Annotated in this window: 7 protein-coding genes; 3 read left to right on the forward strand and 4 right to left on the reverse strand. The window is 65.6% G+C overall.

Going from position 1 to position 20,423, the window contains the following annotated elements; genetic code table 11:
• Positions 1-88: 88 nt before the first annotated feature.
• The 3 genes from katG to mutS all read right to left on the reverse strand — a co-directional run bounded on the left by katG (position 89) and on the right by mutS (position 5,808).
• Positions 89-2,329: a catalase/peroxidase HPI gene (gene katG, locus LC407_RS02415; RefSeq protein ID WP_223482136.1), complete on the reverse strand. Its 2,241-nt coding sequence runs from the start codon at positions 2,327-2,329 to the stop codon at positions 89-91.
• A gap of 144 nt (positions 2,330-2,473) precedes the next feature.
• Positions 2,474-3,097, reverse strand: coding sequence for a DUF937 domain-containing protein (locus tag LC407_RS02420; RefSeq protein ID WP_025873810.1), 624 nt, complete (start codon positions 3,095-3,097; stop codon positions 2,474-2,476).
• 119 nt (positions 3,098-3,216) lie between these two features.
• Positions 3,217-5,808 carry a DNA mismatch repair protein MutS gene (mutS, locus tag LC407_RS02425; RefSeq protein WP_223482137.1) on the reverse strand — a complete coding sequence of 864 codons (2,592 nt, stop codon included), beginning with the start codon at positions 5,806-5,808 and terminating at the stop codon, positions 3,217-3,219.
• A gap of 196 nt (positions 5,809-6,004) precedes the next feature.
• Between mutS and LC407_RS02430 the strand changes: the two genes are divergently transcribed.
• A complete protein-coding gene (locus LC407_RS02430; RefSeq protein ID WP_099783281.1) occupies positions 6,005-6,463 on the forward strand; it encodes a hypothetical protein in 459 nt (152 codons plus the stop codon).
• 56 nt (positions 6,464-6,519) lie between these two features.
• Here the strand turns inward: LC407_RS02430 and LC407_RS02435 are convergent, their stop codons facing one another.
• Positions 6,520-6,912: a barstar family protein gene (locus tag LC407_RS02435; protein ID WP_180831423.1), complete on the reverse strand. Its 393-nt coding sequence runs from the start codon at positions 6,910-6,912 to the stop codon at positions 6,520-6,522.
• A 369-nt stretch (positions 6,913-7,281) separates the two neighbouring features.
• On the opposite strand from LC407_RS02435, the gene LC407_RS02440 reads away from it, so the two are divergent.
• Positions 7,282-8,958, forward strand: a complete 1,677-nt coding sequence (locus tag LC407_RS02440; RefSeq protein WP_223482667.1) for a ShlB/FhaC/HecB family hemolysin secretion/activation protein — start codon at positions 7,282-7,284, stop codon at positions 8,956-8,958.
• Between the two features lie 21 nt (positions 8,959-8,979).
• Positions 8,980-20,421 (forward strand): hemagglutinin repeat-containing protein, encoded by an 11,442-nt coding sequence (locus tag LC407_RS02445; RefSeq protein ID WP_223482138.1) that lies wholly within the window; start codon positions 8,980-8,982, stop codon positions 20,419-20,421.
• The last annotated feature ends 2 nt before the right edge of the window (positions 20,422-20,423 follow it).

Genomic DNA, 20,423 nt, shown 5'->3' on the forward strand with positions numbered 1-20,423 from the left:
TAAAGACCCCGCAGCGGGGTCGGGTAGTCGCCCACCTTGGTGGGCGCAGTGCCATGTGCCAACCAAGGTTGGCAACTACCATATCCGGTCAACCGTGCAGGTCGTAGCGATCCAGCTCCATCACCCGGGTCCAGGCGGCGATGAAATCCTGCACGAACTTCTTCTCGCCATCGGCGCTGGCGTAGACCTCGGCCAGGGCGCGCAGCACGGCGTTGGAGCCGAACACCAGGTCGGCACGGGTGCCGGTCCAGCGCGCAGCGCCATCGCTGCGGCCGCGGCCTTCATAGCTTTCGCGACCGGTCGCCTTCCAGGTGGTGCCCATGTCCAGCAGGTTGACGAAGAAGTCGTTGCTCAGCGTGCCGGGACGGCTGGTGAACACGCCGTGCCTGCCACCGTCGGCATTGGCGCCGAGCACGCGCAGGCCACCGACCAGGGCGGTCATTTCCGGTGCGGTGAGGGTCAGCAGCTGAGCCTTGTCGATCAGCAGCGCCTCACCCGGCACGCTGTAAGCGCCCTTGAGGTAGTTGCGGAAACCATCGGCAGCCGGTTCCAGCACCGCGAACGATTCGACGTCCGTCTGTTCCTGGCTGGCATCGGTGCGGCCCGGAGTGAACGGCACGCTCAGGTCATGGCCGCCGGCCTTCGCTGCCTGCTCGATGCCGACGCCACCGGCCAGCACGATCAGGTCGGCCAGCGACACCTGCTTGCTGCCCGCGCCGTTGAACTCGGCCTGGACCTTTTCCAGCGCGGCCAGCACCTTGGCCAGCTGCTGCGGCTGGTTCACCGCCCAGTCCTTCTGCGGTGCCAGGCGCACGCGTGCACCATTGGCGCCACCGCGCTTGTCCGAACCGCGGAAGGTCGAGGCCGAGGCCCACGCCGTGGACACCAGCTCGGCCACGCTCAGGCCGGTCGCTGCGATCTTCTGCTTCAGCGCAGCGATGTCCTTGGCGTCGATCAACGGGTGCCTGGCTTCCGGCACCGGGTCCTGCCAGATGAATTCCTCGGCCGGAATCTCCGGGCCGAGATAGCGCGCACGTGGGCCCATGTCGCGATGGGTCAGCTTGAACCAGGCGCGGGCGAAGGCATCGGCGAAGGCCTGCGGATCAGCAAGGAATTTCCGCGAGATCTTTTCGTAGGCCGGGTCCATGCGCAGCGACAGGTCGGTGGTCAGCATGGTCGGGCGGTGCTTCTTCGACGGATCGTGCGCATCGGGAATCACTGCGTCCGCATTCTTGGCGACCCACTGGTGCGCGCCGGCCGGGCTCTTGCTCAGCTCCCATTCGTTGCCGAACAGGATCTCGAAGAAGTCGTGGCTCCACTGCGCGGGGGTGCGGGTCCAGGTGACTTCCAGGCCGCTGGTGATGGTGTCGCCGCCCTTGCCACTGCCGAAGCTGTTGGCCCAGCCCAGGCCCTGGCTTTCCAGGCCCGCTGCTTCCGGTTCCTTGCCGACATTGTCGGCCGGGCCGGCACCATGGGTCTTGCCGAAACTGTGGCCACCGGCGATCAGGGCGACGGTTTCCTCATCGTCCATCGCCATGCGGCCGAAGGTGTCGCGGATGTCATGCGCGGCCAGCACCGGATCGGGATTGCCATCCGGGCCTTCCGGGTTCACATAGATCAGGCCCATCTGTACCGCGGCCAGCGGGTTTTCCAGTTTGCGCGAGTGCACATCGCCATCAGCGTCGTCATCGGACACCAGCACGCCGTGGTCCTCTTGCACGCCATCCGAGCCGTGCTTGTAACGCACGTCGCCACCGAGCCAGGTGGTCTCGCGGCCCCAGTACACGTCCTGGTCCGGCTCCCAGGTATCGGGACGGCCACCCGCAAAGCCGAGCGTCTTGAAGCCCATCGACTCCAGTGCGACGTTGCCGGTCAGGATCAGCAGGTCGGCCCAGGAAATGGCCTGGCCATATTTCTGCTTGATCGGCCACAGCAGGCGGCGTGCCTTGTCCAGGCTGACGTTGTCGGGCCAACTGTTGAGCGGAGCGAAGCGCTGCTGGCCGCGGCCACCACCACCACGGCCGTCATCGATGCGGTAGGTGCCGGCGCTGTGCCAGGCCATGCGGATGAACAGGCCGCCGTAGTGGCCGAAGTCGGCTGGCCACCAGTCCTGCGAGTCGGTCATCAACGCCTTCAGGTCGGCCTTCAGAGCGCTGTAGTCCAGCCCGTTGAAGGCCTTGGCGTAGTCGAAGCCCGCATCAAGGGGATTGGAGCGCGTGGAGTGCTGGTTGAGCAGATCCACGCGCAGCTGGTTCGGCCACCAGTCGCGGTTGGTCGTCGCATCACCGACGACGGCATGGTTGAACGGGCACTTCGCTTCGCTTTTCATGGGTCTCTACCTGTGGGCTGGCGAATGAGGGAATCAGATCGCTTACCCACCATAGGCATCGCCTAATGATGGGTAAATTCGATTGATTCAACCGATGCGATAGTGGCCGCCTATGGCAGGCAGCGCTTGCATCGTTGTGCGCGATCAGCGCTTGAGCAGGCCCGCGCCGAGCTTGAACAGATCGCTGGCGCCGAACTGGCCATCGCCGTCCTGATCGAGCGCACCGCCGAGCAGGCTGCCGATGCCGCCGCCGGATTGCTGTGCTTCCTGCCCCAGGGCCTGGCTGAGCTGGCCGGCGTTGCCGCTCTGGGCAAACCGCTGGGCCAGGAACGACATGACGATGGGGGCCAGGATCGCCAGCAGCTGGCTGGACCTGCCGCTGTCCAGGCCGGTCTTCTGGCCCAGCACTTCGGCCGCCTGCGAGGTCTGCCCACCGAACACGTGGCCGAGGATGCCGGCACCGTTGGTGGCGTTGCCGCCGCCACCGCCCATCACCGCGCCGAGGATGCTGCCGATGTCGAAACCGCCGCCAGCACCGCCACCGCCTCCCGAACCAAGGTGGTCGCGCTGCAGGGCATTGAGGAGGGACTGCGCACCCTGCGGCTCGCTGGCGTTCTGGCCCATCGCGCCGAGCAGCAGCGGCAGCGCGCTGCCGACGGCCTGGGTAGCCTGGCTGCTGTCCAGGCCGAGCTGCTGCGAGACCTGCTGCAGGCCCTGGCCCTGCTGCAGCTGCTGGAAGAGGGATGCAGCAAGGGATTCGGTGTTCATGGCGGTCTCCGGTCTGTGAAGGACGAACCGCCCGAGCATAACGCCGTGTACACGACGGCAATGCGAAGGCTTCATGGCGGGCGTCCGCCGGGCAGGGCCGGCGGAACCTGCGGCCGGCCTTACAGCAGCGCCTTCAACCGGTACAGCGCTTCCAGTGCCTGCTTCGGGGTCAGCTCGTCCGGGTCGATCGCGGCCAGCGCCTCCTGCGCCTTGTTCGGCGGGGCGGCAAACAGTCCGAACTGCTGCGGGGCATCCAGCGCCTGCGGGGCGAGTTCGGCGGCATGGCTTTCGCCACCGCGCTGTTCCAGCTCGGCCAGGCGTCGGCGCGCCTGTGCCACGGTGGAACGCGGCAGGCCGGCCAGGGCAGCCACCTGCAGGCCGAAGCTGCGGTTGGCCGGACCGTCCTTCACTGCATGCATGAACACCAGTGCTTCGCCGTGCTCGACGGCATCCAGATGCACGTTGGCGATGCCGCTGCGGCCGCCTTCGTGCTGTTCGTCGGCCAGCGCGGTCAGTTCGAAGTAATGGGTCGCAAACAGCGTGTAACAGCGGTTTTCGTAGGCGAGGTGGCGCGCTACCGCGTCGGCCAGGGCCAGGCCGTCGTAGGTGGACGTGCCGCGGCCGATCTCGTCCATCAGCACCAGCGAATGCGCGGTGGCGTGATGCAGGATGTAGCTGGTTTCGGCCATCTCGACCATGAAGGTCGACTGCCCGCGGGCAAGGTCGTCGCCTGCGCCGATGCGGGTCAGGATGCGGTCGATCGGGCCGATCAGCGCACGGCTGGCCGGCACGAAGCTGCCGATGTGGGCCAGCAGCACGATCAGCGCGTTCTGCCGCATGTAGGTCGATTTACCGCCCATGTTCGGGCCGGTGATGACCAGCATGCGACGGTCCGGGTGCAGGTCCAGGTCGTTGGGCTCGAACGGCTGGTCACGCACCGCTTCCACCACCGGATGGCGACCGCGCTCGATCTTCAGGCACGGCTCGGCCTGCAGCTCCGGGCGCGCCCAGTCCAGCGCCTGCGCACGTTCGGCGAAGGCGGCCAGCACGTCCAGTTCGCTGAGTGCGGCAGCACACTGCTTGAGCGGCTCCAGCTGGGTGCCCAGCGTGTCCAGCAGCTGCTCGTACAGGTACTTTTCGCGCGACAACGAACGGTCGCGGGCGGACAGCACCTTGTCTTCGAACGCCTTCAGTTCTTCGGTGATGTAGCGCTCGGCGTTGGTCAGTGTCTGCCGGCGGGTGTAGTGCACCGGCGCACGGTCGGACTGGCCCTTGCTGATTTCGATGTAGTAGCCGTGCACACGGTTGTAGCCGACCTTCAGGGTGGCGATGCCGCTGCTCTCGCGCTCGCGCTGCTCCAGGTCGACCAGGAACTGGTCGGCGTGGGTCGACAGTCGGCGCAGCTCATCCAGCTCGGCGTCGAAGCCATCGGCCAGCACGCCACCATCGCTGAGCTTGAGCGGCGGCATGTCGGCGATCGCGCCGGCCAGCAGGTGGGCGCATTCGTCGTGTTCGCCGAGCGCGGCGTGCAGGGTCTGCAGGCGCGGTGAATCCAGCGGTGCCAGCACCTCGCGTACGGCCGGCAGCAGGCCGAGGCCATCGCGCAGGGTGGAGAAGTCGCGCGGCCGTGCCGAGCGCAGGGCAACGCGGGTGAGGATGCGTTCAAGGTCGCCGAGGCGGCGGAACTGTTCGCGGATATCTGCGTCCGCACCACGGTCGATCAGTGTTTCCACCGCGTGGTGGCGCTGCACCAGCACCTCGCGCAGGCGCAGCGGCCGATGCAGCCAGCGGCGCAGCAGGCGGCCGCCCATCGGCGTCACCGTGCTGTCGAGCACGCCGAGCAGGGTATTGCGGGTATCGCCGTCGACGCGGGTGTCCAGCTCCAGATGGCGCCGCGTTGCCGCGTTCATCGCGATCGCTTCGCCGGCGGTTTCCATCGAGATGGAGGTCAGGTGCGGCAGGCGCTGCTTCTGGGTTTCCTCGACATAGCCGAGCAGGGCGCCGGCAGCGGCCGTGGCGCGCGGCTTGTCGTCAATGCCGAAGCCGCTCAGGTCATGCAGCTTGAAGAAGTTCAGCAGCTGGCGGCGGCCACTGTCGGCGTCGAACAGCCATGGCGCGCGGCGACGCACGCCGCTGCGCTGGCGCAGGAACTCCGGCCAGTTCTCCTCATCCGGCACCAGCAGTTCGGCCGGCTCCAAACGCGCGAGTTCGGCTTCCAGCGCGTCATCGGTGTCCACTTCGTTGACCAGGAAACGGCCGCCGGCCAGGTCGGCCCAGGCCAGGCCATAGCCGTTCTTGTTGCGCGACAGGGCCATCAGCAGGGTGTCGCGACGCTCGTCCAGCAGCGCTTCGTCGGTGACCGTGCCGGGGGTGACGATGCGCACCACCTTGCGTTCGACCAGGCCCTTGGCCAGTGCCGGGTCGCCGATCTGTTCGCAGATCGCCACCGATTCGCCCAGCGCGACCAGTCGTGCCAGGTAGCCCTCGTAGGCGTGCACCGGCACGCCGGCCATCGGAATCGGTGCACCACCGGAGCTGCCGCGCTGGGTCAGGGTGATGTCGAGCAGGCGCGCGGCCTTGCGCGCGTCGTCGTAGAACAGCTCGTAGAAGTCGCCCATGCGGAAGAACAGCAGCAGGTCCGGGTAGTCGGACTTGGCTGCGAAGAACTGCTTCATCAGCGGGGTGTGTTCGGCGGACTTGTCTTTGGACATGGGACTCGTGGATCAGGGGCGTCCGCTCGCGCCGGAGGGCAGCGGGGCGGAGCCGGTACAGGGTTGTCCATGGTAACGGGTAGAGCGGGCTGGCCGCTGCTGGAGCCGGCGGGCAGGGCGGCTGCCACGCCCCGCGGTGCGGGTGTAGGCTCTGGCCTGCGGCCATGCTGGCAGCACATCAGCCAAGGAATGAACGATGACGCAACAATCTGCACCCCAAGAAGACCAGCAGGCCAAGGCAGCCGTTGAAGCACCGCCTTCGCTCTATCTCGTCGCGCTGTACCAGTTGGTGGGGGGCGCCTTCGCCCTTTACGGCATGCTCAAGGTCTATGGGCCGGGTGTGCCCGAGTATCAACTGCTGGCCCGGATGAGCCTCCACCACTCTCTGCCGTATGCGGTGCTGGTCACTGCCGGTCTGCTCAACGCGTTGGCTGGCATCGTCATCGGGGTGGGCATCTTCGCGCGCTGGGCGTGGGTTCGCCCGCTGTTTGTGGTGATGCTTGTGGAGACGACCGTGTTGCAGTTGGTCGACATGAAGATGGCAGGCCCCTTCGAATTTCTGACCGTGGGGGCCATCTTCTGCGTTTCCCTGTATGTCGCATTCCTGTTGTACCGCGATCCGGCAGACCGTTACTTCCGCAACCGGTGGCGCTGAAACGGTTGGAGTATTCCGGAGGCGGATGCCGCAGTGGAAGGGCGCGCGCCGCCACTTCAGGCGCACACCAGTGCAACGTTCGGGTGGCTGGCGAAGATCTCCATCACGATGTCGAAGTAGGTCTGCCCCTCGCCACGTTGCAGGGCGTCCAGCTGGCGGCCGATGGTTTCGGCATTGAACGTACCCGGCTGCCGCAGCTTGTCTTCCAGCCACGCGCGCGTGGCCTCCAATCCCAGTGCCTCGCGGCTGCGGTCGATGTCGCGCCAGACCAGCGTGGCGGTTTCGTGCCCGGCCAGCGCGCCATAACCGCCGTACAGCAGATCGTCCAGCCCATCGAGACTGGGCCCGAGCTGCCAGGCTTCGCCGGCCATGAATACCCGGTTGATCTCCGCATAGAGGCTGGGGATATCAACAATGGCGGTGCCTTCGATCTGCAGGAATACGGTCATGCGCCGACTGTAGCGTGGGCCGGCGAAAGGCGTTGTGCTGAACGCCGTTGCTTTGCGACGTGGCGCGTGCGTACGCATACTCTGGATCTCTGCCTGCGGTGTTCTGTCCCGTAGTCCTGGGCATTTGAAAATTTTCCTATAGAAATCCTTCGGGCGGCCGATAGCCTATGCGCCACTTCGCGTCGGGCGCGGTGGCATGCCGTTGCATACCCCCGGCGAACCTCGATTCAAGCCATTGGGTTGGCCCTTCTCCTTTCCGGGAGCAGGACCGCTGACGCGTGGCATCAACACGTGGAATTGATTGTGCAAGCAAGGAAGATGTCTGTGCGCGGTGCGCGCCGCAGTGGTGGAGGGTTGGTGCTTCTGGGCATGGCCTTCAGTGTCGCTGCCCAGCAGGTGGGTGACCCGGGCGCGCAGGAGCTGCTGCGCCAGCAGGAACGAGAACGCGTGCTGCGCGAGCAGCAGGAAAGCCGGCCCGATGTACGCCTGGAGAGCAGCCAGGGTGAACAGGGGGAGCGCCTGCCGACGCAGGAGCAGCCCTGCGTGCGTATTGATCGCATCGTGCTGGACGGCGAGGGTGCCAAGGGCTTCCAGTGGGCATTGGCTGCAGCCGATCCGCGCGAAGATCCCGCCAGCGGCCGCTGCCTGGGCACTGAAGGCATCAACGTGGTGATGAAGCGCGTACAGAACGCGATCATCGCGCGCGGCTATGTCACCACCCGCGTGCTGTCGGCTCCGCAGGATCTGAATACCGGCACGCTGACACTGTCGGTGGTGCCCGGGCGATTCCGCGAGGCGGTGTTCACCGAGGCGGATGGGCGGCATCCGGCCATCGCCAATGCGCTGCCGATCCGCAGTGGCGACCTGTTGAACCTGCGCGACATCGAGCAGGGGCTGGAGAACCTGCAGCGCGTGCCCACCGTCACTGCTGACATCAAGATCGCACCTGCAGACGGCGAAGGCGCCGCGCCCGGGCAGAGCGACCTGAACATCGACTGGAAACAGCGTTCGCCGGTGCGTGCCAGCCTGACCCTGGACGATGCAGGCAGCCAGGGCACCGGCAAGCTGCAGGCCAACGCCACGCTGTCGTTGGACAACCCGCTGGGCCTGAACGAGCTGTTCTACGTCAGCGCGGGGCGCGGCGTGTTCAATGGCAAAGGCAAGGAAACCAACAGCTGGACCGCGCACTACGACGTGCCCTACGGCTACTGGCTGTTCGGCGCCACGGCCAGTGCCTACGACTACAGCCAGACCGTGGTGGGCGCGTACGAAAGCTATGACTACAGCGGCCGCAGCGGCAACGCCGAGGCACGCGTGGATCGCCTGCTGCTGCGCAATGCCAAGACCAAGCTGGGCATCTACGGCCGCGGCTGGCAGCGCACGTCGAAGAACTACATCGACGATACCGAGATCGAGGTGCAGCGTCGCCGTACCTCGGGCTGGGAGCTCGGCCTGACCCACAAGCAGTTCATCGGTGCGGCCACGCTTGATGCCACGCTGGCATACCGGCGCGGCACCGGTGCCTTCCATGCACTGCGCTCCCCGGAAGAGATGGCCCGGGCGTGGGATCCAAGCCTGCCGTTGGAAGGCACCTCGCGGATGAAGCTGATCACGGCTGACGCGCAGTTCAGCGTGCCGTTCCAGCTGGGCAAGCAGCGCCTGCGCTACACCGCTGCCTGGCGCGCGCAGTGGAACCGCACACCATTGTCGCCACAGGATCGCTTTGCGATCGGCGGCCGCTACACGGTGCGTGGCTTCGATGGCGAAAGCTCGCTCAGCGGCGAGCGTGGCTGGTCGCTGCGCAACGATCTGTCGCTGGGTATCGGCGGCGGCCAGGAGTTCTACGTCGCCGCCGACTACGGCCGCATCGGCGGGCCATCGACGCAATGGCAATCCGGCCGGGATCTGGCCGGCATGGCATTGGGCCTGCGCGGCGGCTGGCAGCAGCTTTCCTGGGACGGCTTCGTGGGCTCGGCCCTGCATAAGCCCTCCAACTTCCCGACTGACTACACCACCTTCGGCTTCAGCCTGGCGTGGCGCTACTGATCTGGCACAAGGATTCGTGAAATGAACAGCATCTATCGCCTGGTTTTCAACCGCGCGCTGCGCGTGTGGCAGGTCGCTTCGGAACTGGTGAAAGGCGGTGGCGGCCTGGTCGGCCAGCTCGCCGGCCGGCAGACGGCAGCCGTGTCGCCGCTCGGCTTCGCGCTGATGTGCGCGTTGGGATGGGTCAGCCTGGCGCCCGTGGCTGCAGCGCAATCGGTCGGCCACATCGTGTCCGATCCCAACGCGCCCGGCCGTGAGCGGCCCACCGTGGTCACCGCGCCGAACGGTGTGCCGATGGTCAACATCACCACGCCATCGGCCGGTGGTGTTTCGCGCAACCGTTACTCGCAGTTCGATGTCGGCCGCGAGGGGGTGATCCTCAACAACGCGCGTGGCCAGGTGCAGACGCAGCTGGGTGGCTGGGTGCAGGGCAATCCGTGGCTGGCCACCGGCAGCGCCCGGGTCATCCTCAACGAGGTCAACGGCCCGGCCAGCCGGCTCAATGGCTACGTGGAAGTGGCCGGACAGCGCGCCGAGGTGATCATCGCCAATCCTGCCGGCATCCAGGTCAACGGTGGCGGTTTCCTCAATGCCAGCCGCGTCACGCTCACCACCGGCACGCCGGTGTTCAGCGGCAGCGGTTCGCTGGAAGGTTATCGGGTCAGTGGTGGGGCAATCGAGGTCAACGGCGATGGCCTTGATGCCAGCCGCGCCGACTACACCGACCTGATCACCCGATCGCTGAAGGTCAACGCCGGCATCTGGGCCAACCAGCTGCAGGCGACCCTCGGCAACAACGTGGTCAGTGCCGACCACAGCCAGGTCAACGCTGCGGCGGCCAGCGGCGATGCGCCGACCTTTGCGCTGGACGTGGGCGCGCTGGGTGGCATGTTCGCCAACAAGATCTGGCTGGTCGGTAATGAACACGGCGTGGGCGTGCGCAATGCCGGCAGCATCGGTGCCCAGGCCGGCGAACTCGTGGTCACGGTGGATGGCCGGCTGGAGAACACCGGCGCGCTGCAGTCACTGCAGAACGTGCGCGTGCAGGCGAGCGGCGATCTGGCCAATGCCGGCACCATCGCTGCCACGCATGAAGCTGCGATCATCTCCGGTGGCACGCTGGACAACAGCGGCGGCAAGCTCAATGCACAGCGCCTGCAGCTGCAGGCACAGGCCCTGCGCAACCGTGGCGGTGCCATCGAGCAGACCGGCGTGCAGGCGTTGAGCCTCACCGCAGGCAGCGTGAGCAATCGCAGCGAAGGCCTGATCGGTGCGCTGGATGCGGTGGCGTCGGGCGGCTCCGGCGGTACCCCCAGTGGCACCTCGCCGGGAAGCGGCGGAACGCCAGGTACCGGTGCGCCCGGAACCGGCACGCCCGGTACGGGTACTCCGGGTACACCGGGTACCGGCACTGGCGGCGGTACGCCGGTGACGCCGGCTGTTCCGTTGGCCGCCGGTGTGCTGGACATCGCCGGCACGCTCGACAACGACGGCGGCAGCATCAGCAACGGCGGTCGTGTATCGCTGGTTGCGGGCAATGGTCTGGACAACAGCGGAGGCCGCCTTGGTGTGGCCTCGCTGCGCGCCACGGGCGATCTGAACAACGATGGCGGCACACTGCAGGTGCACGGTGACGCTGCGCTGCAGCTGGGCACGCTGTCCAACCAGAAGGGCGCGCTGAGTGTGGCCGGTGCGCTGCAGCTGCAGACACAGTCGCTGGACAACCGGGCAGGCGAGCTGCGCCATGCCGGCAGTGCCGAGTCGGCCTGGACAGTGCAAGGCGCGTTCAACAACGAGGGCGGCCTGCTGGCGACCAATGCCGAGCGCCTGACGCTGGGGGCAGGTCGGGTCTTCAACGCCGGTGGCCGCATCGAGCATGCCGGTAACGGCGGCCTGTTGCTGACCACGGGCGACTGGACCGGTGCCGGCGGTCGCCTGAGCACGCTCGGTCGCCTGGACTGGACGGTGGGCAATGCGGACGTGCGCAATGGCACGCTCACTGCAGCGCAGTTCCAGATCGCCGCCGGCACGCTGGACAACCGCGGCGGCAGCCTGCTGTCGCTGGGCAATCAGGGCAGCATGCTGCGCGCCGGTACGCTGGACAACAGTGCTGGTGGCACCGTGGCCGGCAATGGCGAGCTGACCGTCTCGGCGGGGACGCTGGATAACAGCAAGGGCCTGCTGCAGCAGGCAGGCAATGGCTCCCTGCGCGTGCACGCCGATACCCTGCATGGCAGCGACGGCCGCCTGCTCAGCAACGGTGACCTGACGCTGACCGGTGGCCAGCTGGATGTGAGTGGCGGCACCACCTCGGCGCAGAGCGTGCAGATCCAGGCCGACGGCCTGCGCAACGCCGGTGGCCAGATCGTGTCGCTCGGGAATTCCGAGTTGGCGCTGGATGTACGTGGCACCTTCGACAACCAAGGCGGGCAGGTGCTTGGCAACGCGGGCCTGCGCATCGATGCGGGTCGCATCGACAACCAGAAGGGCACGCTGCAGTCGGCCGGTAGCCAGGGCGCGACACTGACCGTGCGCGACGAACTGGACAACAGCGCCGGTGCGATCTCTGGCAATGGCCAGTTGCAGCTGCACGTCGGCAGCCTGCTCAACCAGGGCGGCAAGGTGCTTGCGGCGGGGAACGGCCAGTTGCAGGTGCAGGCCCGCGAACTGCTGGACAACAGCAACGGCGGCCGCCTGGCCGGCACGGGCGACGTGCTGCTGCAGGCGGCGCGGCTGGACAACCGCAGCGGTGCAATCGAACACGCCGGCAGCGGCTCGCTGCAGATCCGTGCCGATGCGTTGCAGGGCGCAGCCGGGCGGATTCTCAGCCAGTCGGCGCTGATGCTTGACGGCGGCGAGCTGGTGCTGGGCGCCGGTAGTACCACCCAGGCAGAGCACATTGCAATCAATGCCGAACGCCTGGACAACGCCGGCGGCAACCTCAGCGCCACCGGCAGCGACGCACTGCAGCTGCGCGTGGCGCAGGCCGTGGACAACAGCGGCGGCACGATTGCTGGCAACGGCGCGCTGGACGTGCAGGCCGGTGAACTGCTCAACCGCAAGGGCACGCTCAGTGCTGCCGGTGCAGCCGACAGCACGTTGCAGGTCAACGGTACGCTGGACAACCATGAAGGCACCATCGCCAGCAATGCCAACCGGCTGACCCTCACTGCCGCACAGCTGGACAATACCGCCGGTGCCATCCGCCAGGCCGGCAACCAGGGCCTGGATATCACCACGGCCCGCCTGGATGGAAGCAAGGGCACGCTGGTCTCTGCGGCTACGCTGACCCTGCGCGCGGATGAGGTAGACCATCGCGACGCAACGCTGGGGGCTGATCGCTTCGACCTCGAGGCCGGAACGCTGGACAACACCGGCGGCCGCATCATCGCAAGTGGCGAGGGTGCCAACCGCATCCATGCCACCACGCTGGGCAATTCCGGCGGTACGCTGGCCAGCAATGGTGACCTGACGCTGCAGGCGCAGACGCTGGACAACAGCGCAGGCAAGATCCAGCACGCCGGCAGCGGCCAGTTGCAGGTGCTCGCACAGACCCTGCTGGGTGCGGGTGGCAGCGTGCTCAGCAATGGCACGTTGGTGCTGGAGGGCAAGACCCTCGATCTGTCGAAGGCGACCACCTCGGCGCGCCGCATCGATATCGACGCCGATAGCCTGACCACCGCCGGCGGTGCGCTCACTGCCACCGGCGAAGAAGCACTGCGCCTGCGGGTGCAGGGGCTGCTGGACAATCGCGGCGGCTCGCTGGCCAGCAATGGTGTGCTCGACGTTTCCGCGCGGCAGCTGATCAATGCGCAGGGCACCCTGCAGGGCGCCGGCAGCGGCCGTTCCACCCTGGCCATCGGCCAGGCACTGGACAACCAGAGCGGGCGCATCCTGCTGGGTGGCGCGGGCACGATCAATGCCGCCAGCCTCGACAACCTCGGCGGTACCGTCCACGCCGGTGGCAGCGAGCTGGTGCTGGGCATCGACGGTCGTCTCGACAACGGCAGCCAGGGCCTGCTGTCCAGCACTGGTTCGATGACGCTGGAGGCTGCCAGCCTCGACAACCGGCACGGCACGGTGGTGGCAGGCAAGGCCCTGCTGCTGACCACGGTTGCAGGCGTGGACAACAGCGATGGCGCGATGCAGGCCGGCGAGCTGCTGCAGCTGCAGGCCACTGGCCTCGACAACCAGCGCGGCACACTGCTGGGTGGGCAGCTGACCGTCGATACCCGCGGCCAGCGGCTGGACAACAACGCAGGTACGCTGGGTACGCAGAAGGGTGCGCTGACGGTGCACAGTGGCGCGCTGCTCAACCAGGGTGGCCGGGTGCAGTCGGCCGCCGATCTGCGCATCGATACCGCAGGGCAGGCCATCGACAACCGGGACACCGCCAGCAGTGGTGGCCTGTTGGCGGCGGGCACACTGCAGCTGGACGCTGGTGCGCTGGACAACCGAGGTGGCACGCTGAACGCACAGGGCGATGCGCGGCTGGTGCTGGCCAGTGCCGACAACAGCGCCGGCGGTACGCTTGCCAGCGCGGCGGGCCTGTCGCTGCAGGCGACGACGCTGGCCAACGGCGCCGGGCGCGTGCAGGCCGGGCGCAATCTCGACCTGACCCTGAGCGGGCACCTGGACAACACTGCCGGCGCGATCGCCGCCGGCCAGTTGCTGAGCCTCACCGCAGCCAGCGTCGACAACCGCAACACCCGCGGCGGCGATGGCACCCGCGGCCTGCAGGCGGGCCAGCTGCAGTTCGGAACGCAGTGGCTGGACAACAGCCAGGGACAGATCGTCACCGATGGCGGCGCGCGGTTGCAGGTCAACGGCCAGCTGCAGAACAACGGGGGTGTCATCACCACCGGCGGCAACCTCGACAGCAGTGCCGACAGCGTCGCCAACAGTGGCGGCCTGCTGCGGGCCGATGGCAGCCAGACCCTGGTGGCGCGCGCGCTCAGCGAGGACGGCCAGGTACACGCCCAGCGCGACTTGAGCCTGACCCTGCAGCAGGGCCTGAGCAACCGCGGCGAATGGGTGGCCAACGGCACGCTGGCCCTGCATCTGTCCGGCGACCTGGACAACCAGGGCGTACTGCGTGGCGGCAACCTCGATCTCAACGCGCAGAACATCACCAACGCGGCCAACGGCGAGATCTCCAGCGAAGGCATCACCCATCTCAATGCACGCGGCCAGCTGACCAATCGCGGCCTGATCGACGGCAAGGTGACCCACCTCGAAGCCGACGTGCTGGACAACCTTGGCACCGGCCGCATCTATGGCGACCACGTGGCGATCTCGGCCGGCGTGCTGAAGAACCATGCCGAGGATGCCAACGGTGCCACCCGCGTCGGCACCGTGGCCGCGCGCGAGCGCCTGGACCTGGGCGTGCGCGAACTGCAGAACACCGGCAAGGCCCTGATCTACAGCGGCGGCGACGCGGCCATCGGTGGATCGCTGGGGGCTGATCGCATTGCTGCGGGCACGGCCGGCAGGATCGACAACATCGGTTCGATCATTGATATGAGTGGCAACCTGGCGATCGATGCGGGCGTGATCAACAACATCCGTGAGAACGTGTCGGTCGTTTCGACAAAGACGATCGACACCACCGCGAGCATGACGGTTGCGTCGTGGCAGAAGAATAGCAAGAACACGGCGGGAACGGTCAGCGACACCAGCAACTACAAAGCATGGGAGTTCTACTACATCGCGCCGGAAGACGTGCTGCAGGATGAACCCTTCATTGCCGCCGACGGCACCCGGCTGGGCAAGGCGGTGATCCGCCTGACTGCGAACACCTCGCGCTTCTTCTTCGGCTCTGGCGGCTTGGGCTATGACGTGCGTGGCGAGCGCTGGCGCATGGATCCGGTGAACGGGACGGTCACGATCTACTACGTAAGCAAGGGTACTGCCGCCAATCCGGACCAGGTGGCAGGTGGCGATCCCTTCGATGTGCTCAAGTCCAAGGAGAAGTTCACCTACCAGACCGACCGTCTGACGTTCTCCAACGCGTACGGAACCTGCAGTACCACGTGCATCCAGTTCATCACCCCCGCCGGCTTCAACAACCCAGACGCGACCATCTTCGGGCGCCGCCAGCACACCCAGGAAACCAGCCTCAACGAGCAGAACCGCCTGGCGCACCATGTCGCCTACGAGGACCAGCTGCAGTCCGGCGTCGGCGCCGATGCGGTCATTCGATCGGGTGGCAACATGCGCCTTTCGGTAGATGAGCTGAACAACCTCTACGCGCAGATCGCTGCCGGCGGCAACATGCAGATCGTTGGCCACGGCGCGGAGAGCCGTGTGCGCAATGAAGGCGTGGAGCTGTTTCGAACGCATACGTTCAACAACACATCGATTGCCTACAACGGCACCCGCACGCAGTGGGAAGCAGCACCCATCTCCGAAAAGATCGGTCAACTGGGCGGGCAGATCACCGCCAACGGTACGCTCAGCATCGACGTCGGCGATCTGAGCAACCTCAACCAAGGGCGCAACGCACCCAACGTGCAGGATGGCGCGGCAATGGCCAACCTCAACGTGCAGGGGCCGAAGACGCTGCCGGACGGCCCTGGCCATAACGGTGCGCAGGGACCGGGCCACAGTGGTGGGACGGGGGCGGAACGCGCGCTGGCACAGGCGGCAGATGCCGCTGGCACGCAGCAGGGCGGCACGGTCGGGGGCATCGCCGGCAATGGCGCCGCATCCGGTTCGCGCGTGGTCGCCGCCGCCGGCGGCTCGCCGGACCGCATCGCGATGGGCGCGCCGGACACCCGCGCACCCACGGCCAGCCTGTTCAACGTCAACCGCAACGGCGGCAACTATCTGGTTGAAACCGATCCGCGTTTCACCGACCACAAGACGTGGCTGAGCTCGGACCACCTGCTGGGGCAGATGGGCTACTCGCCCGATACCGTGCAGAAGCGGCTGGGTGACGGCTACTACGAACAGAAGCTGGTGCGCGAGCAGATCGGCGAGTTGACCGGACGCCGCTTCCTGGACGGTTACGCAAGCGACGAGGCGCAGTACCGCGCACTGCTGGAAGCCGGCGCTACCGTGGCCAGCGAATGGGGCCTGCGCCCCGGCGTGGCGCTGACCGAGGCGCAGATGGCGCAGCTGACCAGTGACATTGTCTGGCTCGTCGAGCAGACCGTGACGCTGGCCGACGGCAGCACCACCACCGCACTGGTGCCGCAGGTCTACCTGCGCCTGCGCCCGGGCGATCTGGATGGACAGGGGACGCTACTTGCCGGCGCCAACGTCGATATCAAGTTGGCCAATGGCCTGGTCAACACCGGTGACATCGCTGGCCGCAAGCTGGTGACCATCGATGCCGGCAACATCGAACACCTGGGCGGCAGCATTTCCGGACAGTACGTCGGGTTGGCTTCGGACAAGGACATCCGCATTGCCGGTGCGACCGTGACGGCGACCGATGCGCTGTCGGTGCAGGCGGCGGGCAATGTCACGGTGGCCTCGACAGTGGAGACCCTCGGCGCAGGTGGAACGCATGCGTTCGGGATTACCCAGCTTGATCGTGTCGCCGGACTGTATGTGACCAACCCAAGCGGCGATGGCGTGTTGTCGGTGGTGGCCGGCGGTGACATCAGCCTGCAGGCCGCGCAGATCCGCAATGCGGGCATCGATGGTTCTGTCCAGTTGGCTGCTGGTGGCAATCTGGCTCTGGGGGCACAGACCCTGAGCCGAAGCACCGACAGCACCTTCGATGACCGCAACCATGTCCGCACCAGCAAGACTACCCATGCGGTGACCTCCATCGAGGCGGGGGGCGACGTCGTGCTGGCCGCGGGCAAGGACATCAACCTGGCTGCGGCCCAGGTGCAGGCTGGTGGCGACATGGCGCTGCAGGCGGAGGGCGACATCACCAGCCAGGCACTGGTAGACAGCGAGAGCCGTGACTTCGCCAGTGCGGGCAAGCGTAGCTCGCTGCAGGTCAGTCAGAGCGACGAGACGGTGCGCGGGAGCCAGTTGCGGGCGGGGGGAGATATCGCTCTGAGTGCAGGGCGTGATCTCACCCTGATAGCAGCTGGCGTAAGGAGCGACCAAGGCATGCTCAGCATTGGTGCGGAGCGGGACGTCAATCTGCTTGCCGCGCAGGAGTCGCACACCTGGGAAAAGGATGCTCAGAGCAAGAAGCGCGGGCTCACATCAAGCACCCGAACCGCAACGCATGACGCCACGCAGGACGTCCTGGGAATCGGCACCACGCTCTCGGGAGAGAAAGTAATCATTGGAGCCGGCCGGGACATTACTGTTGAGGGGGCCAAGGTAGCGGCTACCGCCGACGTTCTGATGGCAGCCAAGGGCAATCTCAGCATTTTGGCTGCCGAATCAACTCATTCCGAACAACACAGCAGCGACCGCAAGAAATCTGGCCTTCTGGGAGGCATGAACGGCAGCTTCGGCGTGACGTTTGGGAGCCGTAGCAACGGAAACAGCAACTCGTTGACTGAAACGCTCGCCGAAGGAAGTCTCATTGGCAGCGCGCAAGGGAGCGTGACGCTCTCTGCCGGGCAGACCTTGCACCTGGGGGGATCGGATGTGCTGTCCAAGACGGGCATCACGATGATTGGCAAGGACGTGCTCATTGATGCTGCCGAGCAACAAACGACATACACCGACAATAGCTACTTCCGCCAGTCCGGTCTGAATGTCGCGTTGGGCGGTGCCAGCGTTGATACCGCGCAAAGCGCGAGGGCGGTCTATGCGACCGCCAAGAGAGCAGATGAAGTCGAAGATGATCGCCTGAAAGCACTTTATGCGTACAAAGCTGCTCAAGGAGCGATAGCCGTCGCCGAAGCGGTTGGCCAGCAGTCGGGCAACGGCGAGGGCGGTGCCGGCTTGAATGTCAGAGTGACGGTTGGCAGCCAGCGGTCCCGCTCTGAGAGCGTGATGGAGCAGACAACGCACCGGGGCAGCCTGCTGAAGAGCGAGGGCGACGTTGTTGTTGCTGCGACCGGCGGCGACCTGACGATTGTCGGCAGCCAGATTTCCGGCCGCAATGTCGATCTGGCTGCAGCCAATGACCTGATCATCCGTAGCAGTGAAGATCGCTACTCTCAGGAGAGCCGAAACCAGTCGCTGGGCGGGGAGGTGGGCGTTGCCATCAGTGGCAGCAGTGGTGGAGGTGCCGCCATCGGTGTTTACGTGGGCGCGAACGCTGCGCGCGGCAAGGCGGACGGCGAGGGCACCCTCCACAACGAGAGCATCATCCAGGCCGGCGACAGGCTGACCTTCACCAGTGGCGGCAATACCACCTTGCAAGGCGCACAGCTCCTGGCCGACCAAGTGGTCGGACGTGTAACCGGCGATTTGACGTTGCGCAGCGAGCAGGACACAGACCGCTACAAGACCGAACAGCTGGCTGCGAAGGGCGAGGCGACCATCGGCTACGGCTTTGAGGGCAGCGCCAGCGGTAGTGCCAGCATGATCGACAGTGACTATCGCAGTGTTCGCGAGCAGACAGGAATCGCAGCGGGTAGCGGCGGATTCCAGCTGCAGGTTGGGGGCAATACCCACCTCGCTGGCGCTGTGATCGGCAGTACGGCGGATCCGTCGAAGAATCAGCTGTCTACGGGCAGCCTGTCGTTCGAGGAGCTGAAGAATCGTGCCGAGTTCCTTTCTGCGTCCGTCAGTGGCGGTACAAGCGGCGGTGGCAATCCCTCGGATGGCTTCTCGTTCGATCCGTCACTGGTGCCCGGTCTGCCGACAGGGGACAGCAAGAGTTCCACAACTCGCAGTGGCTTGGCAGATGGAACAGTCGAGATCCGCAGCGGTGACGACTCCGCACTGGCAGGTTTGCAGCGTGGCGTGACGGGCTTGGACAACGCCAATGGCTTTGCGCCGATCTTTGACGAGAGAAAGGTGCAGGAGAGGCAGGAACTGACCCAGATGCTGGGGGCAATCGGCTTTGAAGTGATCGGCAACTTGGCCGCAAACAAAACTGCCCAGGCAAATGCAGACCTGGAAGTGGCCCGTGCCAATGGCGATGCCGAGGCCGAGGCCGATGCGCTTCGCCGGATTGAGCAGTGGGGTGAAGGTGGACGCAACAAGGTGTTGTTGCACGGCCTGACCGGCGCAGCGGTGGCGGCATTGAGCGGTGGAGATATTGGTGGCGCTGCAGCTGGCGCAGCCGGTTCCGAGCTGGCCAAGGACGCGATGATCAGGTTCCTCACGGGGCAGGGAATGGATCCACGTAGTGCTGAGTTCAACAGTTTGATTGAGATCGCCAGCGCTGCCTTGGGGGGCGTGATAGGTGGCAGTGATGGTGCAGCGGTCGCGTTGCTGGGAGACCGGTTCAATCGTCAGTTGCATCCCGATGAAGTGGTGTGGATCAACACTCACGCGGCAGCGTTTGCCAAACAGGAAGGAATAAGTGAAGACGAAGCTCGCCGCAGGCTGATAGTTGAGGGGGCTTCACGCGTTGATGCAAGAGTCAATAAATTGATTGGTAATGAGAACGTGGATGACGCAGCCACAGCGTTCCTTAGCACCATGGGGGGGAAGTACGGGTTCGGCGCGACGGAGGTCGAGTACAACAATTTCAATCTCTATGGGAACGAGCTGCTCAAGGACGACGCGCTGTACCGGCAGGTCTTTAACTCCTTGCTCGCTGCTGGTGTCTCCAGAGATGATCTGAACTACACCTTTTTTGATCTGAATAACCTGAGAGGTACAGTTGGGCGCGGTCGTGACGGCCAGATGATACTTGAAGGTTTCAGCGGTGATGTTGGGGCTGCAGGCAGCATGATTGCCAGCCTATCGCGGGGAGATGGCAACGGTGCCGCAATTACCGCCGCAACGTTCTTGATTCCGGTACGCATGCCTGGAGCGAAGATCGTTAGCGAAGTGGGCGTGGAGATCGCAGGATCTGTCGCGAGGGAGGCAGGGCGCCGATCGGATGAGATTCTCAAGTCAGTATTGAATGCGACCGCCGATTCGGCCTTGAAACGCGGCGCCGCAGCGTCGGAGGTTCCGGCTCGATCGCTGGAGCAGCTGCTTCCCAATGGGAAAGTTCCCAGTGTTCGAAATGGAGAGTTCAATCGTTGGTTCGATCAGCTTTCTTCTACGGAATTAGAAGTCCTTTGGGGGAATAAGGGAGTTCGAGACGCTATAGAAGCCCGCATACGTCAACCTGGCGGGCTGCACGAATGGTGCATGGTCTGTAGAGCTCCTGATTTCAAAAAATGGGGTGTTTCTATGGAGGAGATCAAGAGGTTCAGAACCAAGACAGAAGAGCTGAGATGGACCAATCCTGCTGATGGAAAGCTGGGTGGTCATGGTGGTCACGGCTCTGGAACTTTCCATAATGAGTTGGGGCGGATAATTGACGAAAGTAAGTCGCTCGAAGAATTCAATTCGAGTATTATAATTCTGAGGGATCGGTGGAAGATTGATCCCGGCCTGCTTCCGCCGCTTCCGAAATCTGGAGGGATGTAGAT

Source organism: Stenotrophomonas sp. OVS01A (assembly GCF_019969775.1).
Lineage (GTDB): Bacteria > Pseudomonadota > Gammaproteobacteria > Xanthomonadales > Xanthomonadaceae > Stenotrophomonas > Stenotrophomonas indicatrix.